20 protein-coding genes and 1 tRNA gene are annotated in these 25,159 nt (G+C 71.1%); 6 read left to right on the top strand and 15 right to left on the bottom strand.

The features are described from left to right. Positions 1–32: 32 nt before the first annotated feature. The 5 genes from BM290_RS02495 to BM290_RS02515 are packed head-to-tail and all read right to left on the bottom strand — an operon-like array spanning position 33 to position 4,461. Positions 33–986, bottom strand: a complete 954-nt coding sequence (locus BM290_RS02495; protein ID WP_093609436.1) for a branched-chain amino acid ABC transporter permease — start codon at positions 984–986, stop codon at positions 33–35. Next, a complete protein-coding gene (locus BM290_RS02500; protein WP_093609438.1) occupies positions 983–1,843 on the bottom strand; it encodes a branched-chain amino acid ABC transporter permease in 861 nt (286 codons plus the stop codon). Before BM290_RS02500 ends, BM290_RS02495 begins: the two co-directional genes overlap by 4 nt. After that, a complete protein-coding gene (locus BM290_RS02505) occupies positions 1,836–2,516 on the bottom strand; it encodes an ABC transporter ATP-binding protein (RefSeq protein ID WP_093609440.1) in 681 nt (226 codons plus the stop codon). The genes BM290_RS02500 and BM290_RS02505 overlap by 8 nt, the downstream gene beginning before the upstream one ends. Then, positions 2,513–3,304 (bottom strand): ABC transporter ATP-binding protein, encoded by a 792-nt coding sequence (locus tag BM290_RS02510; RefSeq protein ID WP_239143289.1) that lies wholly within the window; start codon positions 3,302–3,304, stop codon positions 2,513–2,515. The genes BM290_RS02505 and BM290_RS02510 overlap by 4 nt, the downstream gene beginning before the upstream one ends. Then, a complete protein-coding gene (locus BM290_RS02515) occupies positions 3,301–4,461 on the bottom strand; it encodes an ABC transporter substrate-binding protein (RefSeq protein ID WP_093609442.1) in 1,161 nt (386 codons plus the stop codon). The genes BM290_RS02510 and BM290_RS02515 overlap by 4 nt, the downstream gene beginning before the upstream one ends. 79 nt (positions 4,462–4,540) lie before the next feature. On the opposite strand from BM290_RS02515, the gene BM290_RS02520 reads away from it, so the two are divergent. After that, positions 4,541–5,344, top strand: a complete 804-nt coding sequence (locus tag BM290_RS02520) for a PaaX family transcriptional regulator (RefSeq protein WP_093609444.1) — start codon at positions 4,541–4,543, stop codon at positions 5,342–5,344. Here BM290_RS02520 and BM290_RS02525 read toward each other — a convergent pair. The 4 genes from BM290_RS02525 to BM290_RS02540 form a co-directional block, all read right to left on the bottom strand. Continuing rightward, positions 5,276–7,153, bottom strand: coding sequence for an ATP-grasp domain-containing protein (locus BM290_RS02525; RefSeq protein ID WP_177319539.1), 1,878 nt, complete (start codon positions 7,151–7,153; stop codon positions 5,276–5,278). The genes BM290_RS02520 and BM290_RS02525 overlap by 69 nt on opposite strands. A gap of 8 nt (positions 7,154–7,161) precedes the next feature. Further along, positions 7,162–7,707 carry a hypothetical protein gene (locus tag BM290_RS02530; protein ID WP_143133572.1) on the bottom strand — a complete coding sequence of 182 codons (546 nt, stop codon included), beginning with the start codon at positions 7,705–7,707 and terminating at the stop codon, positions 7,162–7,164. 81 nt (positions 7,708–7,788) lie between these two features. Further along, positions 7,789–8,589: a slipin family protein gene (locus BM290_RS02535; protein WP_093609450.1), complete on the bottom strand. Its 801-nt coding sequence runs from the start codon at positions 8,587–8,589 to the stop codon at positions 7,789–7,791. 247 nt (positions 8,590–8,836) lie between these two features. Further along, complete coding sequence (locus BM290_RS02540; protein WP_093609452.1) at positions 8,837–9,268, bottom strand: PPOX class F420-dependent oxidoreductase; 432 nt, start codon at positions 9,266–9,268, stop codon at positions 8,837–8,839. Between the two features lie 244 nt (positions 9,269–9,512). Here BM290_RS02540 and BM290_RS02545 point away from each other — a divergent pair, with 244 nt between their 5' ends. Further along, positions 9,513–10,238, top strand: coding sequence for a pectate lyase (locus tag BM290_RS02545; protein WP_239143288.1), 726 nt, complete (start codon positions 9,513–9,515; stop codon positions 10,236–10,238). Positions 10,239–10,602: 364 nt separating this feature from the next. Here BM290_RS02545 and BM290_RS02550 read toward each other — a convergent pair whose 3' ends face one another. The 5 genes from BM290_RS02550 to BM290_RS02570 form a co-directional block, all read right to left on the bottom strand. Beyond that, the gene (locus BM290_RS02550; protein WP_239143287.1) at positions 10,603–12,939 is read right to left on the bottom strand and encodes a transglutaminase TgpA family protein; all 2,337 of its coding nucleotides are present in this window, start codon (positions 12,937–12,939) and stop codon (positions 10,603–10,605) included. A gap of 22 nt (positions 12,940–12,961) precedes the next feature. Then, entirely contained in the window at positions 12,962–14,098 is a 1,137-nt protein-coding gene (locus BM290_RS02555; RefSeq protein WP_239143286.1) for a DUF58 domain-containing protein, read from the bottom strand. Positions 14,099–14,102: 4 nt separating this feature from the next. After that, positions 14,103–15,074: an AAA family ATPase gene (locus tag BM290_RS02560; RefSeq protein ID WP_093609458.1), complete on the bottom strand. Its 972-nt coding sequence runs from the start codon at positions 15,072–15,074 to the stop codon at positions 14,103–14,105. After that, on the bottom strand, positions 15,068–17,620 hold the full coding sequence (locus BM290_RS02565) for a fibronectin type III domain-containing protein (protein ID WP_239143285.1): 2,553 nt from the start codon (positions 17,618–17,620) through the stop codon (positions 15,068–15,070). The genes BM290_RS02560 and BM290_RS02565 overlap by 7 nt, the downstream gene beginning before the upstream one ends. A gap of 140 nt (positions 17,621–17,760) precedes the next feature. After that, positions 17,761–19,488: a tetratricopeptide repeat protein gene (locus tag BM290_RS02570; RefSeq protein ID WP_143133573.1), complete on the bottom strand. Its 1,728-nt coding sequence runs from the start codon at positions 19,486–19,488 to the stop codon at positions 17,761–17,763. Between the two features lie 169 nt (positions 19,489–19,657). On the opposite strand from BM290_RS02570, the gene BM290_RS02575 reads away from it, so the two are divergent. The 3 genes from BM290_RS02575 to BM290_RS02585 all read left to right on the top strand — a co-directional run bounded on the left by BM290_RS02575 (position 19,658) and on the right by BM290_RS02585 (position 21,441). After that, a tRNA-Leu gene (locus tag BM290_RS02575) sits at positions 19,658–19,745 on the top strand. 171 nt (positions 19,746–19,916) lie between these two features. Beyond that, positions 19,917–20,414: a hypothetical protein gene (locus tag BM290_RS02580; protein WP_093609462.1), complete on the top strand. Its 498-nt coding sequence runs from the start codon at positions 19,917–19,919 to the stop codon at positions 20,412–20,414. Beyond that, entirely contained in the window at positions 20,407–21,441 is a 1,035-nt protein-coding gene (locus BM290_RS02585; protein ID WP_093609464.1) for a tyrosine-type recombinase/integrase, read from the top strand. The genes BM290_RS02580 and BM290_RS02585 overlap by 8 nt, the downstream gene beginning before the upstream one ends. Positions 21,442–22,679: 1,238 nt before the next feature. Here BM290_RS02585 and BM290_RS48045 read toward each other — a convergent pair. Next, positions 22,680–22,961 carry a hypothetical protein gene (locus BM290_RS48045; protein WP_177319541.1) on the bottom strand — a complete coding sequence of 94 codons (282 nt, stop codon included), beginning with the start codon at positions 22,959–22,961 and terminating at the stop codon, positions 22,680–22,682. A gap of 366 nt (positions 22,962–23,327) precedes the next feature. Here BM290_RS48045 and BM290_RS48050 point away from each other — a divergent pair, with 366 nt between their 5' ends. Beyond that, complete coding sequence (locus tag BM290_RS48050; protein WP_244903866.1) at positions 23,328–24,617, top strand: MBL fold metallo-hydrolase; 1,290 nt, start codon at positions 23,328–23,330, stop codon at positions 24,615–24,617. Positions 24,618–25,159: the final 542 nt, after the last annotated feature.

A 25,159-nucleotide genomic window follows, 5' to 3' on the forward strand; every position in this document is an offset into this window, starting at 1 on the left:
TAGCTGGAGCTAAACACACCCGGCCCGCGATGTCAGGCGTTCGGGTCTGCCGTTCTCCGGAGGCGGAGGGCGGGGGCCAGGCCGCGCGGCAGGTAGAGGACGCAGACGATCAGCAGGACGGCGTAGACGGCGTAGGACAGGACGCTCGGGGCGTAGTCCGGCATGCCCGGCAGGGTGCCGAGAGTGTTCAGGAGCTGGACCAGCAGGACGATCACGGTGGCCCCGACGACCGGGCCGGCGATCGTGCCCAGGCCGCCGACCACGGCCATCACCACGAACTCGATGGAGAGCAGCACCGGGAACGAGCCCGGTGACAGATAGCCGAGATAGAAGGCGTAGACCCCACCGGCCAGGCCGGCCATCGCGGCGGACAGGGTGAAGACGGCCAGGCGGTGCCGGCCGACGGCGACACCGCTGGCGGCGGCCGCCGTCTCGCTGGTCGCGGCGGCGCGGAGGGCGCGGCCGGGGCGGGAGTCGACGACGTTGCGCGCGATCAGCAGGGCGGCGGCCAGGACGAGCCATGCGGTGTACGCGTAACCGACGTCCCGGAGCTCCACGCCGACGATCGTGAGCCGGGGAACGCCCTGCAGCCCGATGGCGCCGCCCGCCCAGTCGGCCTGGGCCAGCAGGGACAGCAGGATCAGCTGGACGGCGAGGGTCGCGAACGCGAGATGGTGCCCGCGCAGCCGCAGCAGCGGGGCGCCGAGCAGCACCGCCGCGACGGCGGCGGCCACCGGGGCGAGGGCCAGGCCGAGCAGTGTGGGCACGCCGTGGACCGCGGGCAGCGCCGCCGCGTACGCCCCGATCGCGTAGAAGGACGCCTGTCCCAGCGAGACCTGTCCGGCGTACCCCATCAGCAGGGAGACGCCGACGGTGACCGTGGCGGCCAGCAGGAGCAGCACGAACGTCGCGAGATGACGCTCCGGCAGGAGCGGCGGCAGCGCCAGCGTGACCGCCGCGACGGCCCCGATCGTCCAGCGGTTCATCGTGCCGCCTCCGGGACCGGGCCGGTGCGGGCCGCCTGGACGATCATGACGGTGAGCATCAGCACCAGGGCCACCTCCAGCTGGTAGGCGCCGCCGCCGTACCCCGCGACGACGGTCTGGGTGACGCCGAGCAGCAGGCCGCCGGCGAGCGTGACCATCGGGCGGGACAGGCCGCCGAGGATCGCCGCGGCGAACCCGTTGACGATCAGGGTGACGTCGCTGTCGAAGGTGACCTGCTGCACCGGCGTGGTGAGGACGCCGGCCAGGCCGCCGAGCGCGCCGCCGAGGGTGAACGCGAGCAGGCCCATCCGGCGCACGTCGATGCCGACGACTTGCGCGGCGTAGCGGTTGGAGGCGCACGCGGTCAGCGCCCGGCCCGGATCGGTGCGGGCGAAGAACCACGCCATCAGCGCGAAGACGACGGCGGTCACGGCGAGGATCAGCAGGTAGTGGGCGGGGACCCGGGCGTCGCCCACCTCGGCCACCCCGGTCAGGCCCGGGAAGGATCGGGGCTGGTCGCCCCAGATCAGGACCTCGATGGCGTACGCCAGGACGCCCAGCCCGAGAGTGACGATCAGCGAGGTTCCGGGGCTGGTGCCGGGGCGGCCGATCGCGATCACTCCGACGACGAGGCCGGCGAGCGCGCCCAGGGCCACGCCGCCCGACTCGGCCACGCCGTGCGGGAGTCCCGCGCTGAGCAACGTCGACGTGAGGAGGGCGGCGAGGACCGCGAAGCCCCCCTGCGCGAAGTTGACCACCCGCGTCACCCGGTGGATGGCCACGAGCCCACTGCCGACCAGCGCGAACCCGGCCCCGATCCCGAGCCCCGTCAGCAGATACCCGATCAGGTCACTCATCGGTCACCTGGATGTGGCCGCCGAGGTAGGCGGCGGTCACCCGCGGGTCGCGGGCCAGGATGGGGGCCGGACCGTGCAGGGCGATCCGGCCGGACTCCAGGACGTAGGCGTAGTGGCACAGGTCCAGGGCGAGGCGGGCGTTCTGTTCGATGAGCAGGACCGACAGGTCGCGGGTGGTGTGCAGGGTGACGAGGTGGTCGACGAGCGACGTGACGACCATCGGGGCGAGGCCGAGGCTCAGCTCGTCGACGACCAGCACGTCCGGGTCGGCCATCAGGGCCCGGCCGATCGCGACCATCTGCTGCTGGCCGCCGGAGAGGGTGCCGGCGCGGCGGGCGCGCAGGGCGGCCAGGCCGGGGAACAGGTCGTAGATCGCGGCGGTGTCGCGGCGGCGGGTGCGCCAGCCGCCGAGACGCAGGTTGTCGTCGACGGTCATGTCCGGGAACATCTCGCGGCCCTCGGGGACGTGGGCGATCCGGCCGTCGACGGTGATCGTGCCGTGGTCCGGGCGGATCAGTCCGCACAAGGCTTTGACCAGGGTGGTCTTGCCCGCGCCGTTGGCGCCGATCAGGGCGGTCAGGCCGTGGTGCGGGACGGTCAGGCTGACGTCGTCCAGGGCGGTGGCGCCCGCATACCGCACGGTCAGGGCGCTGATGTCGATGGCGCCGGTCACTCGGCGACGCCTCTTGCGTGGAGGTGGGGCTCGTCCGGCCGTACCCCCAGATATGCGGTTTGGACCTTGGGGTTGGCCCGGACCTCGGCGGGGGTGCCGTCGGCGATGACGCGGCCGAGGTCGAGGACGGTGATCCGGTCGGCGAGGCGCATGACGAAGGCGACGTCGTGCTCGACCAGCAGCATCGTGAGGCCTTCGGCGCGCAGGCGGGTGATCAGGTCGGAAAGCAGCTCGCGTTCGCCGGCACGGAGGCCGGAGGCCGGCTCGTCGAGCAGGAGCAGGCGGGGCTCGCCGCAGAGCGCGCGGGCCAGTTGCAGGGACCGCTGCCGGCCCAGCGGCAGCTCCTCGGCGGGCCGGTCCGCCCAGTCGGCGAGGCCGGTCCGGTCGAGGCAGACCATCGCCTGCTCGCGGATGCGGCGTTCGTCGCGGTGATGCCGGGGCAACCGCAGCGCGGCGGCGAGGAACCCGGCGCGGGTGATGGCGTGCGCGCCGACCATCACGTTCTCCCGGACGGTCATGCCGTGGAAGACACGCGCCGCCTGGAAGACGACGCCGATGCCGCGCCGGTGGGCGGGGCGGCGCTCGACGCGGACACCGTCGAGCGCCACCGTGCCGGCGTCCACCGCGAGCTGGCCGCCGATCAGGGCGAACAGTGTGGACTTGCCGGCGCCGTTCGGCCCGATCACGGCCCGCAGCTCGCCGGCCGGCACCGTCAGGCTCACGTCACGGACGGCGTAGACGCCCCCGAACGCGCGGGACACGTTGCCGACGGCCAGCTCCACCGTCACTTGAACCGGCCCTTGGTGAAGTCGGTGGGGGTGAACTTCCCGCCCTCGATCGTGTTGATCGCGATGAAGTCGGTGGTCAGGCCGGAGTGGTCGGTCGCGGAGTAGGTGTAGGTGCCGTTCGCGGTGGTCAGGGTCAGGCCTTCGAGCGCGTCGCGGACCTTCTTCCGGTCGGGGCCGCCGGCCTTCTCGATCGCGGCGGCCAGCAGGTGCACGCCGCTCCAGCCGTCCTGGGCGAACTGCGGGGGCGGGTAGCCGTACTTGCTGGTAAAACTGCTGGTCAGCTCGTCGACGGCGGTCTTCAGTGGACCGGCCGGGAGGTGCTCGCCGACCACCCCGACCGAGCTGGCGATCACCGCGCCGTCGGCGGCCGGGCCGGCCGGATCCAGGAACAGTTTGCTGGCCTGCGAGCCGGTCAGCACGAGCGGAACGGTCAGGCCGGACGCGGCGTAGCCCTTCGTGATGGCGACGGCCGGCGCCCCGGTCCCCCACAGCATCAGCGCCTGCGCGTCCGACGACCGGACGTGCGTGAAGATCGCGCTGAACTCGGTGGCGGTCGTCTGGAACTCCTCGACCGGGGCGAGGGTCACGCCGTACTGCCCGGCTTTGGCCTGCAGTCCTTTGAAGCCGGCGACCGCGTAGCTGCTCTTGGTGTCGTAGGCGACCGCGACCTTCGTCAGTTTCGCCGACTGGAAGTACTGCAGGGCGGCCTCGGCGTAGGTGCCGGACAGGGCGGGGACGACGAAGACGTACGGGTGGATCGGGTTGACCTGCTCGTCGGCGGGGGTGAGCGAGACGTACGGGATCTCCTCCCGGTCCACCAGCGGGATGGTCGCGAGCGCCGAGTTGCTGAACGGCGACCCGATGATGGCGTCGGAGTCGTCCTTCAGTTCGTTGAACGCGAGCACGGCCTGGTCGGGCAGGCTCTTGTCGTCGCGGACGGACAGTTCGATCCGCCGGCCCCCGATCCCTCCGGCGGCGTTGATCTTGTCGACGGCGAGGGCCACGGACTTCTGGTTCTCGGTGCCGAGCGGCGAGTAGTTGCCGGTGAGCGAGACGATCTGGCCGACCCGGATCGGGTCGTCGCCGTCGCTCGTGTCGTTGCCGCACGCGGTCAGGGCCAGGGTGAGGGCCAGTAGGAGCGGCCCGGTTCTGCGCATGAGGAACCTCCTCGGTGAGGTTCATCGAAGTTAGGCTCTGTCTTCGACGGCCGTCAAGAAAGTGCCTAACATCTAGCGCATGCCGCCGAAACCATCGACCCTCCTGCTGATGCTTCTCGGAGACTTCGTCCTCGACCGGGACGTGTGCGTCTTCTCCGGCAGCGCCATCGACGTCCTCGGCCGGCTCGGCGTCTCCTCGCACGCCACCCGGTCCACGCTCGCCCGCATGGTCAACCGCGGGCTCCTGCGCCGGCAGCGACACGGCCGCAAGATGTACTTCGGCCTCACCGATCGGGCCGCGGCGATCCTGCACGACGGGCGAAGCCGCATCTGGGAGACCGGCGCCGTCAACGACGACTGGGACGGCACGTGGACGCTGCTCTGCTTCTCCCTCCCCGAGTCCTGGCAGCGGCAACGGCACGACCTGCGGTCCCAGCTGGCCTGGTCCGGGTTCGGGCCGTTGCAGGGCGGGCTGTGGATCGCGCCGGGGGTGGTGCCCGCGCAGGCGATCGTCACCGGGCTCGGGCTGTCGGCGCACGCCCGGGTCTTCCACGCCCGGGCCGACGAGCTCACCGATGTCGGCGCGATGGTCCGGGACGCGTACGACCTCGACGAGCTCGCCGGGCGTTATCAGGCGTTTCTCGCGCGGTGGGAGGGGGCGTCGCCGTTCGGGGATCCGCTGGCGGCCCGGCTCAGCCTCGTCGCCGAATGGCTCGGCGCCATCCGGCGCGATCCGCGGCTGCCGGTCTCGCACCTGCCGCCGGACTGGCCCGCGGTGCGGGCCCAGCGGGTCTTCCGCGACCTGGAAGCGGCCTCACTGCAGCCGGCGCGCGACCTGGCCGCGTCCGTCCTGGACCTCGAGCCCGACGAGGTACGGAGGTGAGCCGGGCCCCGCGCCTCCGGGCGCGAGAGCGTTGACCGCCGCCAGGGACTCGCCGTGGGCGGCGGGAACCACGGGGGCGGCCGGCGGCCGGTGGGCGGCGAGGGGGTCGGGGAGGGCGGTTCCGTCGGCGGTGTAGTAGACCTCGGCGAAATGGCGGGCCATCCGGACCCCGGGGCGGAACCCGAGGGGCGCGACGGCAGTACCCGGATCGAGGACGGCGGACAGGAAGGTGCCGACGACGTCGGCGCCCGCGGCGAGGGTGAGCGGCAGGCCGCCGGAGAAACGGGGGTTGACCTCGACGATGGTGGCCTCGCCGGAGTCGGTGACGAAGCCCTGCACGCCGGCGGGGCCGGTGTGCCGGACGGCGCGGAGGGCCGCCGCGACCACCTCGGTGACGGCGAGTGAGGCGAAGGTGGTGCCGCGGGTCTCGTCGCGCCAGCGGGGCACGCAGGCGAGCAGGGTGCCGTCCCGGGCGACGAGGGCATCGGCGGTGAACTCACGGCCGGGCAGGCGGGTCTGGACGATGGCGGCGGGGACGGTGGCGAAGGCGTACGGCAGGTGGGCGGGGTCGTCGACGAGGATGACGTCGCGGCGGCCGCGGCCGCGGGCCGGTTTGACCACCCACGGGCCGGGGACCTGGGTGGCGGCGGCGGCGGTCCAGGCGGTCACCGGGTGGGGGACGCCGGCGGCGTGCAGCGTCGTCGCGAAGGCGATCTTGTCGAGGCACAGTTCGGCGGCGGCCGGGTCGGGCAGCCAGGTCCGGACGCCGAGGGCGTTGACGGCCGGCTCGAACGAGGCGAGCACGTGGTAGTCCTCGGCGACGGTGCAGATCAGCGCGGCGGGGCGGTGTTCGCCGAGGACGGCGAGCAGGGCGGTGGAGTAGCCGGGGTGGTCGGCGCGGGGCACGACGGCGCCGCGGCCGGCGAGGCGCAGGCCGACGGCGTCGGGGTCGGCGTCCAGCGCGAGGACGTGGTCGCCGGCGGCCTGCAGGGCGCGGATGACGGCGACGCCGGCCGGGCTCCCGGCGCCGGTCACGGCGATCAGGCGGCCGGTCGTCTCGGCGGTCCGGTACGGCGCGCGGCGCGCGAGCGGGATCTCCCGGTGTACGCCGGCGGCTGCCTGTGCCCCCTGATCGCGGCGCTCCTCGGCGGGCTCGGCCGGGTGTCCGGGGCGGGCCCGGCCGGCACGACGCGCGTCGTACATCGTCAGCCCGATCATGATGAGGAGGCCGACGAACGTGTAGGCGAGGTTGAGGACCGCGCCGATCCCGTCGTGGAAGAGGACCAGCGCGTCGACGGCGAAGTAGCGGGCGGCCAGCAGGGATCCGAGGAGGCGGAGCTGGTTGGCGGCGAGGACGAAGGCGGCGGCGAAGAGGAAGCCGATCAGGGCGTGCGGCCGCCGGCGGAGCGCGACGACGGCCAGTGCGGCGAGGGCGAGGACGCTGCCCCACATCGAGCAGAGGCCGGTCATCTCGGCGACGACGGGCTCCAGCTCGGGTCCGAAGACGACGAACGAGTCGCCGAGGGCGCCGGAGATCCGGTCGACGCCGAGCCCGTCGATGATTCTCGAGGCGAGGCTGACCTCGAAACGGCGTACCGGGTCGATGAGCAGCAGATATCCGCCGACCCACGCGGCCACGGCGCCGATCGTCTCGAGAACGACCAGCCGTCGCCGTACCGTCTTCTCCCGGTGCCGCGAGGGGGTGGCGTCCCGGTCTCCGGTCTGCCGCGCCCCGGCCGCGCGGTGGTCGGCCGGCGTCCCTTTGTGGCTGAGATCGATGTCGCCGGAGTGCGCCCCGACCGGCGGCACGTCGCGCATCATGGCGTGCCGGCCGCCCTGCGCCGGCGCCGGCCCGCCACGACCGCGGCGATCACCCCGGCGGCCAGGAACCCGAGGATCGGGCCGAAGCCGTTGCCGCCGGTCGGCAGGCTCACGTCGTCGCCGCAGGCCGGGCGGTTCCAGTAGGCGGCCACGCTCTTGCCGCCGACCTGCCAGGTGACCCGGGTGTCCCTACTGACCCAGCCGGTCGCGAAGGCGGCCCTGTGGGTGCCCGGCGAGAAGCGGGCGGCCACTGTGGCGTCGGTGGAGGTGGTGCCGCCGGAGAACACGAGCCTGTTGTTCGCGCCGGCCGCGATGGTGCCCGGCCCGCTCGCGTCGCTGACATATCCGAAGACCGCCCGGTACCGGCCGGTGCTGCTGTCCTTGACGATGCAGTCGCACGTCGGGCTGCCGGACAGGGTCTGCCAGGTCGCCGCGGACGGGCCGGTCTTCAGGAACAGCGCGGTCGTGATCGCCGCGACCAGCGCGACGGCACCGGCTGCGACAACGGTGCGCCGCCTGCGTGCCGGCAGGACGAGACGCATGACGGGAACCTCCGCGGTCCGGGCGGTGTGTGATGGCGCGACGTCCTTGATCGGCCGCGCCACCGCCGGAGTTGAGGTCCCTTACTCGTTCACGTGCTTGTCGAAGCCGATGTACAGGCGCGCGGACGCGTTCGCGCCGAGCGCGCCGAGGGTCTCCAGCTCCCGCAGCCGCAGCAGGGCCGGGTGCTGCGCGTACGCCTCGGCGGCGTCGGCGAGGCGGCGCAGGGCGTCGACCTCGGCGTCGGCGCGGATGCGCTTGGCCTCAGCGTCCGCCTCGGCGGCGAGCCGTGCGGCGTCGGCACGCGAGGTCGCCTCCAGCAGTTCCCGGTCAGCCTTGGTACGGGCCTCGACCATCTGTGCCTCGGCCAGACGCTGCGCGGTGAGCACCCGGTTCATGACGTCCTGGAGGTTGCCCGGGAACACCAGGTCCTTCACGTCGGCACGGATGATCTGCACGCCGTAGCCCGCCGACACGCCCTCGACGTCGCGCAGGATGTCCTCGGAGAGCTGGTTGCGGTTGGTGAGGATGGCCTCCAGGGTCATCGACGCGAGCGACCGGCGGGCGGCGAGCTGCACGTCGCTGTAGACGCGGTCGCTGTAGTCGGACACCCGCTCGACGGCGGCCACCGGATCGGTGACCCGGAAATGCGTGATGATGTTGACCCGGACGGCGACCTTGTCGGCGGTCAGGATCTCCTGGCCCTTGATGTTGAGCTCACGCTCGCGCAGGTCGATCTGGACGACGTCGACCGTCGCCACCCGGCCGCCCAGCCGGCGGCGCCGGGGCAGCTCGTACCGGCCCGGCTCCAGAACCTGGTCGAACCGGCCGTCGACGTAGCGAAGGCCACGGAAACCACTACGAATGATCACCTCGTCGGTCATCGGGGAACACCTCATTACCTGTTTCACAGAAAGCATTGACACAAAGAATGGGAGGCCCCGTAGCGGTTCCGATGGGAAGCATCGGTCGCGGATGATGGCAGCGGACAAGCCTGGTTTGATCGCCTGTGCGCCCGCTGCTGGCGCGCTTTCTTCTGAAACCGCCGGGGCCGGTCACCATTCTTGGGTACGGCGCGGCCGGCTCACAACGCAATTAACCGGCGCGCCGCCCGGCACCTCGCTGCGCCCGTCAGCGCAGTTTGGCGCCGTAGACGTGGTCGACCGCGAGGGCCATCAGGACCCGGCGGTCGTCGACCATCACCTGCCGGTACTCGTCCCAGTCGGGGTGCTCGCCGGCCGCGCCACGGTAGTAGTCGACGAGGGCCTGCACCTCGGGGCCGTTCGGGTCGTCGCCCGGGCCGGTCAGCGTCACCGTGCCCTCGGCCGTCGCCCAGGCCCAGCCGTCGGGGCTGGTCACCTCCAGGGCGGCGCGCGGGTCGCGGCGCAGGTTGGCGGTCTTCGCGCGGTTCGCGGTGATCGACACGTAGATGGTCTCGGTGGTCCGGTCGTACCACGGGGTCACCGGTGAGAGCTGCGGCATCCCGTTGGCCTTGATCGTGGCCAGGACACCGATCCTGGTGCTCGCAATCAATTGACGAGGGTCGAACGAGGAGTCGGTCATACCCCTGCCAATCCGCGGGGCGGGCACGGTATTCCGGGTTGCCGGTGGCTTCGCGTGAGCAGGTGGAGCGCGTTGCCCGCACGCGCGGAGGTGCCGGCTACTTTAAGAGATCCTTAAGTCTGCCCGGGGGAGGAAACCGCTTTCTCGCAGGATCCGTGCCTATGGAGAGAAACCCGTCCCTCCTAGCGAAAGGCACGTGATGGCTGATTCCCGGCGTATCAGAGGAAGAGCGATCGGGGCGGCGGTGATCGCTCTCGGACTGGGCGCGGCCGTCGTCTTCACGAACCTCGCGTCGGCGGCGGTGCCCGAGGCTGCCGGAGAGCAGGTGGTGACCGAGACGATCGAGGTCAGCGGGGTGTTCGACGGCGGGAACAAGCGGTTCATCGGCGGTGGCGCGCTGGGTGACGGCGGACAGGACGAGGGACAGGACGCGCTGTTCGAGCTGGCCGACGGCGCGACGCTGCGCAACGTGATCCTGGGCAGCCCGGCCGCCGACGGGGTGCACTGTTCCGGCAGTTGCACGCTGTCCGGGGTGCACTGGGAGGACGTCGGTGAGGACGCGGCGACGTTCCGGGGCACCAACGCGACGGTGGTGATCGAGGGCGGCAGCGCGGCCAAGGCCGACGACAAGGTCTTCCAGGACAACCGGGGCGCGGGCGGCTCGGTGACGATCCGCGACTTCGAGGTGTCCGACTTCGGCAAGCTCTACCGGTCGTGCGGCAACTGTTCGACACAGGCGGCACGGACCGTACGCCTGGAGAAGATCGTCGCGACCGCGCCCGGCGACGTGCTCGCTGGCATCAACACGAACCTCGGCGATCGCCTGACGATCGACGGCGTGACGCTGGTCGGCGACGAGATCGAGCTGTGCGACCGGTTCGAGGGCAACGACACCGGCGACGAGCCGACCAAGATCGGTTCCGGTCCGGACGGCGTGAGCTGCGTCGCGAGCAATGTGACCGGTCCGTGAGACTCCCGCCGGGGCGGACGGTCCCCCAGTTACCTCTCGGCCGCCCCGGCGGGCCCCTGTCCTGACAACGCGGCGCTCGGCCGTTGATCAGCCGGACCAGCGCGGCGTGTCGGCGCCGGGCCACCGCCTCTGATTCGACGCCGGATCAGCGCCGCGTGTCGATGCCGGGCCACCGCCGCGGTTTCGACACCGGATCAGCGCCGCGTGTCGGCGCCCGGCCACCGCCGCTGATTCGACGCCGGATCAGCGCCGCGTGTCGATGCCGGGCCACCGCCGCGGTTTCGACACCGGATCAGCGCCGCGTGTCGGCACCGGGCCACCGCCGCGGTTCGATGCCGGATCAGCGCCGCGGTTCGATGCCGGATCAGCGCCGCGGTTCGGTGCCGGGTCGGCGATTCCACCGCAACGGCCCTGGGTGTACGGACCACCACACCCGCCGCCACCACGACCGTCGTTCCCGGAGCGCCGCAGCGTAGGCGACCACCTCGTCCCCCGCCCGCTGTGCCTGCCCCACATCGGCGGCCTCCGGCGCGAACCCGGCCGTGTTGACCGCGTCCACCAGCCCGTCCAGCCCCGGCAACGGCGTCTCGTCCTCGACCGGCGTCTCCACCGGCGGCGTCTCCACCGGAACGGCCCGCCGCAGCAGACCGGCACGCCGCACCGGCGGTGGCAGGACGGCCGCGTGCCGTACCGCCTCGGTCGCCGACAGATGCGCCGGGACCGGCCGCCCGGCCAGCCGCAACGCGTCGGTGAACTCCAGCCAGGCCCCCGCGATCCGCTGCTCCGGGCTGCCCGTGAGCCGCCGTCTGCGCCGGCCGGCGCGCATCCCGGCGATCGCACCGGCCGCCCCGGCGAGGAGCAGCAGCACCCCGCCGGATGCGCCGGAGGCGACGATCACCGCCGACGGCCCGGCCTGCGCGGGTGGCGCCGCGATCGGTGCCGCCGCCGGCTCCGAGCCGGTGGCGGTGGGTGGTGGCGGCTCCGACTGGGACGGTGGCGGGCTGGGGGTGGGCGGCGTGAAGTCCTCCTCGACCGGGCGCACCTCGTCGGTCTTGGGCATCGGGTCGAACGCCACCCAGCCGAGCCCGTCGAAGTAGACCTCCGGCCAGGCCAGCGCGTCCCCGGCGGTGACCTGGCCACCGGCGGCGGGCGCGGTGAACCCGACGACGACCCGGCTCGGCAGGCCGGTCAGCCGGGCGAGCACCGCGTACGCCGCGGCGAACTGCTCCGACGTGCCCTTCTGCCCTCCGATGTCCCGCCTGCCGAACAGGAAGTGCCGCAGGTTGGGATAGGCGTGCCCGCTGGGGGCGTCGGCGACGTGCTGGTAGTGCTCGGCGAGGAACGCCTCGATGGCGACGGCACGGTCGTACGGCGCGCCGTTGCCCTCGGCGAGGTGCTGGGCGAGCTTCTCCACCTGGTCGGGGGTGCCGGCGCTGATCGTCAGGTAGCGCTGGACGGCCTCGCCGGACGGCACGTCGGCGATCGGCAGCTGGTTGAGGTCCGGGTTCTGGACCTGCGACACCGCTGTGTAGTGGAGTCCTTCGGCGAGTCCCTCGGGCCGGATCAGGGTGCCGCTGGCCGCGTCGAAGGCGACCCGGGCCCCGGTGATCCGGGTGGGCGTCGGCACCGCCGGGAGCAGCCGCCCGGTCAGGCCGGTGATGGTGATCTGCTGCTGCGACTCGGTGACACGTGCCCCGGCGGGCACATCGGGTGACGGCAGCACCCGGCCGGCGTTGCGGTAGACCCCGCCGACCTTCCAGGTGACGCCGTCGTAGTCGGAGAGGACGGCGAGCCGCAGCCGTACCGTGGGCCTCGGCGCCGCGCTCTTCGCCGGCGCGGGTCTTCCGGACGCGGACGGCGAGGGCGCCGGGGCCGGGGCGGCGGCGGGATCGCCGGGGCGGAACTCCAGCAGCGGCTGCTTCGGGTCGAGCGCCCATCCGGAGATCCGGTTCAGCGGGCTCTCGTCCAGGCTGTCCACGCGGGGCGGCTGCACGTACCGCCGGGGGTCGACCGGTGTCGCGGTGACGCGCTCGCCGATCCACGGGCCGGCCGCGGCGATCACGCCCAGCAGCACCACCAGGCCGGCGACCGCCCCGCCGGCGGCGCGCACCCGCACGGCCGCGGGCGTGCCCGAACCGATCCCGGAAGCCGCGGCGAGCGCCGCCACCACCAGTCCGGCGAGGGCGAGCGTGAACCCGGTGGCCGCCGACGCGTTCGGCCCGACGACGTAGAGCGACGCCGCGTACACCGCCACCGGTGGCACGCAGCCGAGCAGCACCCGCCCGCTGCGGACGGCGACCTCGGTGGCGGCGAGCCCGGCGATCCAGATCGCGGCGACCGCGACGACCACGGTGTCCGGTGCGGTCTCGACCGGGATCATGGCGGTGAGCAGCCGCGGGATGCCGTTGGTGAGGGCGTCGCGGGCGACCGTGACGGACAGTCCGGCCGGCCCGGCGGCCAGGTGCAGGGCGAACGCCAGATAGCCACCGAGCAGGACGGTGGAGATCGGCGCGACCGCCCACGACGGAAGCCGGCGCATCGCGGCCCCGGCGCCGACCGACCCGAGCGCCGCGCCGGCGGCCAGCCGGAACATCAGGTCGTCCGCGTAGATGCGCCCGAGCACGGCTGCGGCCAGCACCAGCATCCCGGCGAGCGCCAGCGGAACGAGGGCGCGGCGCATCATTCCCGCTACCCCGCCCATGGCACACCCCCGCCCGCCGTTGTCACCATCCGCGCATCCCGTCCCAGGCGGCGGCGAACTCGGCGCCGTCGGCGGCCTCGATCACCAGCAGGCGGTCGGTGGCCGCGGCAGGCGACGAGTCACGGTCGCCGAGGATTCCGGCAAGAGCGATGGGGTACGCGCTCCGCAGCCCACTGACGGCGCCGAGATCGTCACGCCCGCCCGGCCCGGTCAGGAAGATCAGCGTGTCCCCGATCTTCTGCGCCCGCAGTCGTCGCAGGGTGGCCGCGAGGTCCCCGTCGCCGAGCACCGCCTCGGTGAGCACGTCCAGGTGCGGCCCGGTGGCGCTGCCGCCGACCAGGTGCAGGCTGACCGGCAGATCCTCGCGGACGGCGGCGACCACGATCGACGCCGCGGCCTCGCACGCGTCCTCGAAGCTGTCGCCGTGATGGGCGGCGGCCCGGTCGTCGAGGAGCACCACGATCGTCGGCTCCGCCGTGTCGAGTTGCTCGCGGACCATCAGCTCGCCGACCTTGGCGCTGCTGCGCCAGTGCACCCGCCGCAGCTCGTCGCCCGGAACGTACTCCCGCAACGTGTCGAACGTGATCGTCCCGTGCGGCACCTTGTCGACGTTGCCGTCCAGGCTGCGGGTGAGCCCGGCCGGGGTGGCACGCAGCGGATGCACCTTCGGGTGGACCCGCACCACGATCGTCTCGCCGTAGCCCCGGGCCAGGGTGATCAGCCCGAGCGGGTCACGGCGGGTGACGTGCAGCGGCCCGATCGGGACGAGCCCGCGCCGGTGGGTGGGCACCGGATAGGTCTCCACGGTATCGTGGCCGGCCCGCAACCGCAGCAGCGGCACCTGCACCGACTCCGGCCCGCACCGGTCGGTGGCGACGAGGGTGGCCGCCCGCATCCGGCTGGTGTTGCTGATGGTGAGGGTGACGTCGGCCGGCTCGCCGCGGGCGACCCGGTCCGGATCGGCGACCCGGGTGACGCCGAGACGGGGCCGCCAGAACGCGAAGATCACCGCCGCGAGCACCGCGAAGCCCGCGGCCGCGCCGAGCAGCGCCAGGTCCGGGTACCCGTATCGGAACCCGGCCACGAGCAGCGTGACCGACCCGGCGATCAGGCCGATGCCGCGGGCGGTGAGCCCGGAGCGGGTGGTGGAACGGCGCACCGGATCAGGCCGGGACATGCTGGTCGGGCAGCGGAACGGGCACCGAGCGCAGCGCGTCGGCGAGCACCTCGGCCGGTGTCACGCCACGCAGCTGCGCGTCGGCGGAGAGCAGCACGCGGTGGGCGAAGACCGGCTCGACCAGCTCCTTGAAGTCCTCCGGCAGGACGTAGCCACGACCGTTGATCAACGCGTACGCGGAGGCGGCACGGGTCAGGGCGATCACGCCGCGGGGGCTGACGCCGACCCGGACCTGCGGGTGGTTGCGGGTGGCGGCGGCCAGGCGTACGGCGTACGCGTAAAGGGGGTCGGCGATGTGCACCGCCGCGACCATCCGGGTCATCTCGCCGATCATGTTGGTGTCGGTGACCGGTTCGAGGCTGTCCGGTGACCGCACCGCGGCGCCGCGCAGCACCTCGATCTCGACGTCCTCGGACGGGTAGCCGACGGACAGTTTGACCAGGAACCGGTCGAGTTGCGCCTCGGGCAGACGGTAGGTGCCGTCCATCTCGACCGGGTTCTGGGTGGCCACGACGAGGAACGGCTGCGGCACCGGGTGGGGCATGCCGTCGACGGTGACGCGGCGTTCCTCCATCACCTCCAGCAGCGCCGACTGGGTTTTCGGCGACGCCCGGTTGATCTCGTCGGCGATCACCAGATTGGCGAAGACCGGCCCCGGATGGAACTCGAACCCGCGGTTGGCCTGGTTGAAGACGGTCACGCCGGACACGTCGGAGGGCAGCAGGTCGGGCGTGAACTGGATGCGCCGCCACTGCCCGCGGATCGACGCCGCCATCGCCCGGGCCAGGGTCGTCTTGCCGACCCCGGGCACGTCCTCGAGCAGCACGTGCCCCTGGGCGAACATCGCGGTGAGCGCCAGCCGGACGACCTCGGGCTTGCCGAGCACGACGGTGCCGATGCGGGTGGCGAGCTCACCGGCGACGTCGGCGAACCCCTGGATGTGGGCGGGGGTCAGCACGTCGACAGGTCCGCCAGGTCGTCCCCGCCGTCGAGGTTCAGCCACGCCCACGGGATGTACGTCTTGCCCTCGTAGTCCACCTGGATCCACCACGTGCTTCGCTTCTTGTCGTTGTAGACGAACGCGTAGACCTCTTCGCCGGCCTTTTTGCAGTACGTCTTCAGTCTCGTGCCGTTCTTCACCCAGCCTGCCTGCTGGCTGTCGTCCTGCCGGGTGACCTTGAAGATCTCGTTGCCGTTGCGGCCGTCGACGTCCTTGTCGCAATACGTCTTCTGGTCGCCAGAGTCGCCGTTGATGCAGGTGGCGGTGCCGTAGAGGGCGTCGGTCGCTTTCGCCGACCCCTTGGCCACGCTACCGGCCGCGTTCTTGGCGGTGACCGTGAACGTGTAGCTGGTGCTCGGCTTCAGCCCGGTGGCGCTCAGCGACGAGCAGCTGCCGGTGGAGCCCTTGCCGCCGCCGGACACGGCGAGCGTGCACGTGGTCGTGCCGCCCCCGTTGTTCACCGAGAACGTCACCTTGGCCGTGTTGTACGTCGGGTCCACCCCGGTGACGGTCAGCGTGGGAGCCGCCACCGTCCGCGCCGAGGCGGTCGCCGCCGCCCCGGGCCCGGCCTCGTTCACCGCGGTCACCGTGACCTGCACCGTCGCGCCGTCGCCCAGCCCGGTGAGCGTGGTCGCGGTCGCGGTGACCTCGGTCTCCTTGTCGCCCGCCTTCACCACGTACTTCGTGATCGGCCGGCCGTTGTCCGGCGGCGCCGTCCACGTCACCGACACGGCGCCCGCCTGCCCCGCGACGGTGGCCGCCGCCAGGTTCTCCGGGGCGCCCGGCGCGGCGAACGGCACCACGCTGTTGCTAACCGCCGACGCCTTCGACCCGGCGCCGATGTCGTTGATCGCGACGACCGTGAACGCATACGCCTTGCCGAACTCGATCTGGTTGGCCGCCACGGTCAGCTCGGTCCCGGTCGCCTCACCGATCGGGGCGGTGCCGCCCTCGGTGACAGCGGTCACCGCATACCGCGCGATGTCGTGGCCCTGCCCGTTCGCGGCCGGCCAGCTCAGCGCGATCGTGCCGTCCGGCCTGGCCTCGGCGACCGGCGTGCCCGGCGCGTCCGGAACCTCGGCGGTCGGCATGACCTCGTTGCTGGACCGCCCCGGCCCGTCGCCCTTGCGGTTGACCGCGTGCACCTCGAACCGGTATTTCTCGCCGTTGGTCAGCTTGTCGACCACGAGCGAACGCTGGTCGGCGCCGACCTGGAAGGTGCGGCCCGCGCCCTCCACCACGTACTTCGTGATCGCGGCGCCGTTGTCCGGGGCCGACTGCCAGGAGACCCGGACCTCGGCGTTCCCGGCCGCGGCCCGCACACTGCGCGGGGCGCCCGGCTTGTCGGCCTGCGGCTTCTTCGGCTTCTCCTGCTTCGGCGGGGCGGGCGGCGCCTTCACCGGCGGCGGATCCCCGCCGAGAACGTTGTCGTCGTATTTGTCGACCGTCCGGACCTCGTGGTTGTCGTCGACGACACGGGCGGTCGAGGAGCCCGGCGCGTTGATGAACAGCCGGTTCTCCCGGACCTCGAGCTCCAGGTCGCCGCCGGGCCGGTCGATGTCGATCGGCTGCTGCTGCCGGCCCTCGGCGTCGAAGACGTGCACCGTGCCCTCGTCCTCCGGCACATACAGATAACCGTCGTAGGTGACCGCCGGTCGCAGCTCGCCACCCGCATCCGGGACGGTGACGTCACGCACGCCGGCCGCGGTCACGGTGTAGACCTTCCGCTCGTCCGGCACGGTCACCGCGATCATGTCGCCGTCGGAACGCGGCGGCAGCTCCCCCGGCGAGCTCAGCGGCAGCGTGGCCGGCTGGCCGGCGCCCTTGTCGTCGACGCGGACCAGCGCGTTCGTCGTCCGGTCGAGCACCGCGATGCCCTTGTCGAGGGCGGTGACCGCGAGGTCGTGGCTGGGCGCCGCGACCGGATCGGTGCGCAGCCGCGACGCGCCCGTCTCGGCGGCCTGGATCGAGGTCACGGTGCCCTCGCTGGGCACGGCGATCCACAGCTTGCCGGCGCCGTCGAAGAGGCCACCGCTGATCCCCGGCGGGAACTGCAGCGGCTCCCCCACCGGCTGCACGCTCGCCGGATCGATCTGCTGCACCTTGCCCTGCACCGCGTCGACCACGAACGCGTCGTCGCCGTGCAGCGCCACGCTCACACCGAGGCCCGGCTGGGACGGCGCGTTCCAGAAGACCCGCAGGTCGGTGAGGTCCATCGAGGCGATCGAACCAGTGTTGACGTCACGCAGCAGCACGAATCGGTCACTCTGGCTGACCTGCACCTGATGCCGCAGCGCCTGTGGCACGTCGGCCCGCGTGTCGATGCGGGCGCTCACCCCGTTGAGCCGGGCCAGCTCGCCGGCCCCCTTGCTCCACACCCAGGAGGCGGCATCGAAGCTGGCCAGTGCGTCATCGGCCGCGCCGAGCCCGCGCACGGTCAGCCCGAGACCGGCCAGGAGCGCGGCCACGGTCGCCATCGTCACCATCTGGCCACGGCTCGGCATCCGCCTTCCACGCCCCGGTGTCGTGGCGTCAGTGCTGGTCACTGCGGCTGCCCTCCCCGTGTCGGCGCCTCAAGGACGCTGGCCACCATAGCGAAACGGGGCTCTCCGTCGATACCCGTGTCCCACGGCCTGTGGATAACTCACTTACGCCCGAGGCACACCTGGTTCGAGCTGGCGAATCTGTCGGACGAATAGACGGCCACGACCGCGAAGCAGTACTCCAGGTTCGGGTTCAACCCCGAGATCGTCGTCTTGGTCCGGCCCAGGTCGACCCGCGCCATCGAGCTGTGTTGCTGTCCGTTCCGGGCCATCGTGACGATGAACGGCACCTTGCCGTCGCTCGGGTCCTTCCAGGTCACGTCAACCGACGCGCCCCGATCCTTCAGCTTCACCCCGGTCGGCGGGTCCCCCGCCAGCTGCGGAACACCGGCCGAGGCGGTGGCCACCGGCGTCACCGGCCCGTCGTCGTCCCGGCCGACCAGCACGAACACCAGGGCACCCACCGCGGTCAGCGCGACCAGCGTCGCGACAACGGTCAGACCAACGGCAAGACCACGACCCTTCCTCCGGTACGGGCCACCCGCCGCCGAATCCTGCTGAGGTGACGTCGACCACCCGGTGCTCTGCACGGTCCCGTGGTGCTGTTGCGGATATCCGCCCTGGTGAACGGCGTGCGGGTTATCCACAGTGCCGTATCCGCCCTGGTAGGCGTCATGCCGAACGGGCGGAGGGCCGACGTGCCGGGACTGCGGTACGACGTCGTGGCCGTGTCGTTCCACCGGCGCCTGCCGCTGCACCGGAACCACGGGAGCCGCATCCCACGGGTTGCCGGCCCGCTGCACCGTCACATCCGGCTGCCCGACGAACGTCGTCTCGGCCCGCTGCGCCGGCGCCGTGCGGGTGACGGGGAGGACATCGGTGGGCCGCTCCAGGGCGGACCGCGCCCCCGGCCCTTCGCCGCCGGCGGTGTCCCGCGCCATGTGCCCTACCGGGCCGTCCTTGGACACAGCAGGCGGCAGGTGGGTGAACGGCGGCAGTGGCGCAGGCCCATGGCCGACCGAAGTCACAGGCGGACGCACGTTGGCGGCCGGCGTCACGGGCGGCACGTTGGTGACCGGCGCCACGGCCGGCGGGGTGTGAGTGACCGGCGCCACGGGCGGCGCGGTGTGGGTGACCGGCGCCATGGGCGGCGGGGTGCTGGTGACCGGCGTCACGGGCGGCAGGGTGCTGGGGAGCGGCGTCATCGGCGGCGGAGGGCCTGCGACAGGCGTCAGGGCCGGCGGCGGGCTGGTAACCGGCGTCACGGGCGGCGGGGTGTGGGTGACCGGCGTCATGGGGGGCGGCACGTCTGCGGCCGGGGTCACGGGCGGTGGTGGCGGCGCGGGAGCCGGAGTCGTCGTCGGCTGGATGGTTGGGGCGTCCGGCCGTACCGTCGCTCCTGAAGGATCCTCGCCCAGGTAGGACCGTGCCCGGACCACGAACTCATGGCCCTCGCCGAGGGCCGCAGGCCCGTTGGCGGCCACCCGGCCGAACGCCTTCCGCGCCTCGTGCCGGTTGCCCAGTTCCTGCGCGACGATCCCCAGATCGTGGGAGATGTGCAGCATGACCGGATCGCCGTCGCCGAGCCGCCACTGCCCCGCCGCATAGGCGTCCTCCAGCACGCGCCGGGCCGCCATCGGATCATCCGACCGCAGAAAGACCCCGGCGAGCTCCCGCTGAGCGGTGAGAACGTCCGGTTCGTCCTCCCCCAGATTCTCCCGCCCGAGTTCGACGGCCCGCTCCAGCAGAACCTGAGCCGACCCGAGATCACCGGACGCGATCAGGGCACGCGCACGTTCGATGGCGGGGGTGAGGGGGGACCGAGACACGTCCGCCATGCTCCCCTTTTCCCAGGCTCGGCGCCACACCCCCGGTGACGACCGGCCCCCGCTTCGGCCTGGGTCGGGGGCCGTATATAGTTCTGTCCGTGCAGCCGACAGGGCAGCCAAAACCCAGGTGAAAGCCAGGGCGACGGTCCCGGTAAGCTGTGCGGAGCAGGTCCGGGTGGCGGAATGGCAGACGCGCTAGCTTGAGGTGCTAGTGCCCTTTATCGGGCGTGGGGGTTCAAGTCCCCCCTCGGACACCAGTTTTGGCGGGATCCCGCGGTAAGCGGACATCCTTCCCGCCAGCGGGGGCGATCGAGCCCTGCGCGTAGCACTTGTCGACGGCAACGGGTTCGGCGGCGGTGGCACGTCGAACCGTCTGACCTTGCTGTTTCCTGTCGTTGCGATCTCCGGCTCGGTCGACGATGAGCGGCATGGGCTCGTCGCACCAGCAGCCGCCCGGCACCCGTCCCGAGCAGCTGATCGGCGCGCTGGTTCCTCCAACAACACGGCGTCCGGCACCGACAGTCCCGCTCGGGGCACCGGCGCTACGACGACGCGGCTGGCTGACCGACGTCACGGCGGAGCCAGTCCTGTTCGACGTGGCACGTATAGATACGTCCGGACGGTTCTGCGCCCGCGCACTGCTGACAGCACTACGGTGGGAGCCGGGGCACCGCCTGGACCTCACGGTCGAGACCGACGCCGTCGTCTTCGGCTCCAGCCCGGCGGGCCGGCAGACGGTGGGCCGCCGGGGCGAGCTGACCGTGCCGGTCGCCGCGCGGTCACTGGCCGGCCTCGACGCCGAGGCGCGGGTCATGCTGGTCGCCGTGCCCACCCGGGATCTGCTGGTCGCGCACCCTCCCGCACTCGTCGCCCACCTGCTGGCCCGGCACTACGCCCACCAGGCAACCGGCCACGACGATGGCTGACCCGGGACACATCGCGCAAGCACGCCAGGTTCTGGTGCAGCTCGGCGTCACCATCGCTGACCTACAGGCCACCGAGTCGGCACCGGCCCTGATGCCGACGCTCGCCGAGTACCTGCCGCAGGTCATCGCCGCCGCCGGGCCCGGCGCCCGACGTACGTACGGCAACTACTGGAATCGCATGATCCTGCTGTGGGGTGATCGGCGACTCGACACGATCGCCGCGACTGACATCGAGGCACTGCAACGCGAGGCCGCCGCCACCGCCGTGTCGCGGCGTAACGGCCGCGGCGGCCGGCACGCCGGCGAACACGTCATCGCCGCCGCCCGCGCCTTCTTCGTCCGGGCAATCGCCGACGGGCTTATCCCGGCGTCGGCCAGCCCGGCCCATCAGATCGCCAAACCACGGCGCCTGCCCAACAGCCGCCGCGCCCTGACCCCACGCGAACTCGACGAGATCAACCAGGTGGCCCGGACCAGCGGCAACGACGCCATCCTCGACGCACTACTGCTGCGCCTGCACACCGAAACCGCCTGCCGGCGGGGCGGCGCCCTCGCCCTGCGCCGCACCGACCTCGACTCCGACCAAGGTCTCGTCCGGCTCCGCGAGAAAGGCGAAACGCTGCGCTGGCAGCCGATCAGCATCGACCTGGCCGCCCACTTGGTCGACCACGCCGAGCACCGCGGCGCCGTCCTCCCCACGGATCAACTACTGCGCTACCGTGACGGCCGGCCGCTCACTTCGCGACGTTACGACCACCTGTGGAAACGCGTCGGCGACCGGCTGCCCTGGGTCGCCGCCCAAGGCATCTCCACCCACTGGCTACGCCACACCACACTGACCTGGGTCGAACGCAACTTCGGCTACGGCATCGCCCGCGCCTACGCCGGACACACCGACAAAACCGGCCCAGCAACCACCACCTATATCAAAGCCGACCTGCAAGCCGTCGCCACCGCCTTGGCCGCCCTCACCGGCCAGCCCCATCCCCTCGCCACCAGCATGCAGGAGCTCGGCATCCGCACCTGATCCACACGCGGGTGGTCCATAGTGGTGTCCAAGCCGACGCGAAACCACGCATGGAGGTCGATATCCGCCCGGTCGCCGAGTAGTCGTGGTAGCCGGCGAGTACGCCAGTGAGGCACGTGCGCCACGGTGGTAGACGCCCGCCGGGCCGGTTGGGCGAGGCGCCGAAGGCTGGTTCGGCGTCAGGGACCTCTTGCCGGGATCGGCGAGCCTGTCGGATCAGCACCGAAAGTGGCGAAGATTTGCCACTTTTGGAGTAACTGGTGCTGATACACGCATGTACCCGTAAGGCGGCTTTGACTTCGGACGGGGGCGTAACGTCTCCACATCGGGATCGCATTGCGTAAGGATTCCATCATGCTTCGGTCACGGCTTAGGCAAGTCGACTTCCGCCATCGGATGGGCGTCGCGACGCAGTCGATCGACTACGCCGCCACATCACGTGTGCGGCGCGTTTGCCGAGGCGAGCCTCCGCTCGAGCCTCCCAGCGGCTCCAGGAAGGCCCGACTTTCAGGGCCAGGCCGCACTTCGTCTTGTCGAGTGTGGGCATGAGACAGCAACGTCGCACGGGTGATAAGCCGCATCGGGCATCGAGCCGACGGTCAGGTGGAGGAGATCAGCTAAATCAGGTTCTACTCGCTGCGGCGGAGACCCTCAACGAATGGCGGAGTCTGCATCCGCGACGCAGGCCAGGGCGCGCCGTGTCGTGGCTCGTGCCGTCGTGGCCGTCCGGGCTGCTTCTATCCAGGTATGGCCAACGGCTGGCCGAAGGGCTCGTAGCTGATCGAGTGTTGCGGGAACACGCTCGGGCGAGGGTGGGACTCTCCCTGCTGACGCAAGACGACCGAACGACCCTTTTTGAACTTTCCCAGGCTGCTGCAGTTTCGATGTCGGGGGATTCCGATGACGACATATCAGGATCCGGTCATTCAGAGCGAGCGGTCGCCAGCATGTCACGACAGCTGATCGCTCGCGCCTTGCTCGATCCAAATGACGCCACCGCAGCAACGGGAGCCAGCCTCTTCCGTCGACTCCCCGTCGGTTCGACCGGTATGCCGTCCCAGCAGAACAGCGAGCCTTCCGGCGCAGGCGTGACCGCGGGTTTGCAATCTGAGTCTGCAGCTGCGCCAAGGGCCGGCCAAGGAAGGCTACCTAGGCAGCGTCAAGATTCGGACTCCCGGGAGCTGCGACGACTTGTCGGGACATCGGCAAAAGAGCTGACCCGTGCTCGCGCCGAGCTATCAAGCGCACAGGCCGAGGTTGAAGCGCTGAAAGCCACGTTGGTTCGTCTCACGCAAGAACGAGATCAGGCGCGTGCAAACCTCCCATCGCGGCAGCAGCGTCAGCGGCTCGAAAATGCGATCCAACTGGCCGCTGATCTTCGGAAGGCACGCAAGCAGTTGAGCGATCTGCGAGAGGAGCGTGTGGCGCAGAAACGAGCTCATTCGGCACAGGTCGGCGAACTTGAGGATGCCGTTGCCGCTGCTCAGGCTGAGCGCGACAAGGCAACCGATGCACGCCACCGCCTGGAGGATCGACTCGGCGATCTACCAGGGCGAGCACACTATCTGCAGAATCTACTCAAAGGCCGGATATCTCGGCTCGAAGCGGACCTGGAAGATCTACCGCGGAATCAAGCTCGGACTCGCCTCGCACGGGAAGTCACCCAACTCCGTGAACTCTCTGAACACCTTGACCGGGTGCTACCAGCCACTGGTGTTGACAGCGACCCACAGATAGGGACTGGTGCCGCGCAGGTAGCTACACACGAGGCAGCCGGCGCTCAGTCCGTCGATCGTGCCGAATATCGGCCAGTGGCGTACGCGAGTGCGGATCGCGGTCTACGGGTTGAAGTGCTTGGCGGCGGCCATGAGATCGGCGGGTCAGCGGTGCTTGTCGAGGCTGGTAGCACCCGAATACTCGTAGATGCTGGCGTTCGACCCAACGCCGACAGTCCTCGTCTGGCCGCACCGCCCCGTATCGCACGAGCCCAGGAAGGGCGGCTCGACGCAGTTGTCGTAACGCATGGACACAACGACCATGCGGGATTCGTGCCGAAGGTGATTGCTGACCAACCGCGGGCGGCCACGATCTGCACACCTGCTACCGCTGCCCTCATGCCGGAGATGTGGGCCGACGCTAAGAGGGTCATGGAACAGCAAGCGAACGACATGGCCGAATACGGGTGGTTGGCTCCGCTGTATGGAGAGCCTGAGGTGGAGGCTGCCGAGAAAAGCCTGCGCCCCCTCACCTATGGCCGCCCTCACAACATCAAAGATCTCACCATCCAGCTTTTCGACGCCGGTCACATCTTGGGAGCAGCCGGGGTAGTGATCACAGCAGGCGATCAACGAGCTGTGATCACGGGCGACATTTACAACCTTCCCCAGCTGTCGGTCGGTAGCGCTCAGCTGCCGCCGAAGTTGGCTCGTGAGGCAGACCTTCTCGTGATCGAGTCGACCTACTGCGACCGTCGCCACCGTGATCGAGCTTTGCAGATCCAAGATTTCGTTCGTGCCATCGCGGAAGTCGTTGGCGGCGGCGGCAGGGTCTTGATTCCGGCGTTCGGGCTAGGCCGCGCCCAAGAAGTAGCACTCATGCTCCGACAGCAACTGCCCGATGTCCCTGTACTCGTGGACGGCCTCGCCAGGGCAATCAGCGACATCTATGAACGCGAAGCGCACCTGGACATCTTCGGTGGCAACGTTCAACGCGTCGACAACCGGCAGCGCTCGCGACTCATGCAAACGTTCCAAACGGGCGTCGTGATCACCACATCAGGCATGCTGACCGGCGGTTTCGCAGTGCCCTGGGCACAGCAGATCCTGCCCGACCCTCACTCGGCACTGTTTGTATGCGGCTATCAGGACGAGGAATCTGCCGGCCGCGCACTGCAACGACTCGCCGAACGAGACGATCCGACCGTTCCGGCGACTCTGCCGCTCCAAACCCAAGATGGACCAGTCGCGGTTCCCGTCGCGGCGCGCGTCGAAACCTACAGCCTCAGCGCTCATGCTGACCGGGACGGTCTGACCGAGATCATTGATGAGCTGGCGCCAGCGCGGACGATGCTCGTGCATGGGCTCGGGCGCGAACAAAAGAAATTTCGCGAGACCCTAGAGCGCGCACGCGGTAGGCGCACTGTACGCAACGATCTGCCGTGGAGCGGTTTGGCATGACCACTCGGGCTGCCGGATCGAACGTCCCCGACTCCAGCGACGACCCGCCCGCACCAGGGAACGGATCGTCGGAGAATCCCGACCGAGCGGCACGGCGATGGGCAGCTCCGCCAGAAACGGCCCTAGGGTACGCACGCCGCTCTGCTCGGTTCATTCCGCTGATCCAAGCATGGACCTTGGCTGGTCCTGAGCGCGCGGCCTTGACCGTGGCAGAACGCGACCTCCTCGTCGCCATCCAGCTCAGCGTTCGCCGCAAGACGAATCTACTTATCCGACTGCCAGGCGGAATTCACCGTCTTCCCTTACTGGCCGCTGTGATGATCGCCGCAGAGACGCTTCACCTCCCCCAGGGGGAACTGAGTCGCATCTCGGGTACAGAACCGCCACCAGGCCCAGTGGCATTAGTTACCCCGCGACTGGTCCGGCGCGCCGAGCTGGACCGACTCGATGTTTCCTCGGCGCCTGTCGCACCGGCTCTTCACCCTCACCGACTTCGCGGAGATGGTCTCGCCTCGCCTTTACGTGGCGGCAAGCCGTGCCTG

The sequence above is a fragment of the Actinoplanes philippinensis genome (assembly GCF_900113015.1).
Lineage (GTDB): Bacteria > Actinomycetota > Actinomycetes > Mycobacteriales > Micromonosporaceae > Actinoplanes > Actinoplanes philippinensis.

Coding starts and splice junctions, on each gene's coding strand:
- BM290_RS02495 (WP_093609436.1), bottom strand. CDS start 986: ATGAACCGCTGGACGATCGGGGCCGTCGCGGCGGTCACGCTGGCGCTG.
- BM290_RS02500 (WP_093609438.1), bottom strand. CDS start 1,843: ATGAGTGACCTGATCGGGTATCTGCTGACGGGGCTCGGGATCGGGGCC.
- BM290_RS02515 (WP_093609442.1), bottom strand. CDS start 4,461: ATGCGCAGAACCGGGCCGCTCCTACTGGCCCTCACCCTGGCCCTGACC.
- BM290_RS02520 (WP_093609444.1), top strand. CDS start 4,541: ATGCCGCCGAAACCATCGACCCTCCTGCTGATGCTTCTCGGAGACTTC.
- BM290_RS02530 (WP_143133572.1), bottom strand. CDS start 7,707: ATGCGTCTCGTCCTGCCGGCACGCAGGCGGCGCACCGTTGTCGCAGCC.
- BM290_RS02535 (WP_093609450.1), bottom strand. CDS start 8,589: ATGACCGACGAGGTGATCATTCGTAGTGGTTTCCGTGGCCTTCGCTAC.
- BM290_RS02540 (WP_093609452.1), bottom strand. CDS start 9,268: ATGACCGACTCCTCGTTCGACCCTCGTCAATTGATTGCGAGCACCAGG.
- BM290_RS02550 (WP_239143287.1), bottom strand. CDS start 12,939: ATGGGCGGGGTAGCGGGAATGATGCGCCGCGCCCTCGTTCCGCTGGCG.
- BM290_RS02565 (WP_239143285.1), bottom strand. CDS start 17,620: ATGCCGAGCCGTGGCCAGATGGTGACGATGGCGACCGTGGCCGCGCTC.
- BM290_RS02580 (WP_093609462.1), top strand. CDS start 19,917: ATGGGCTCGTCGCACCAGCAGCCGCCCGGCACCCGTCCCGAGCAGCTG.
- BM290_RS02585 (WP_093609464.1), top strand. CDS start 20,407: ATGGCTGACCCGGGACACATCGCGCAAGCACGCCAGGTTCTGGTGCAG.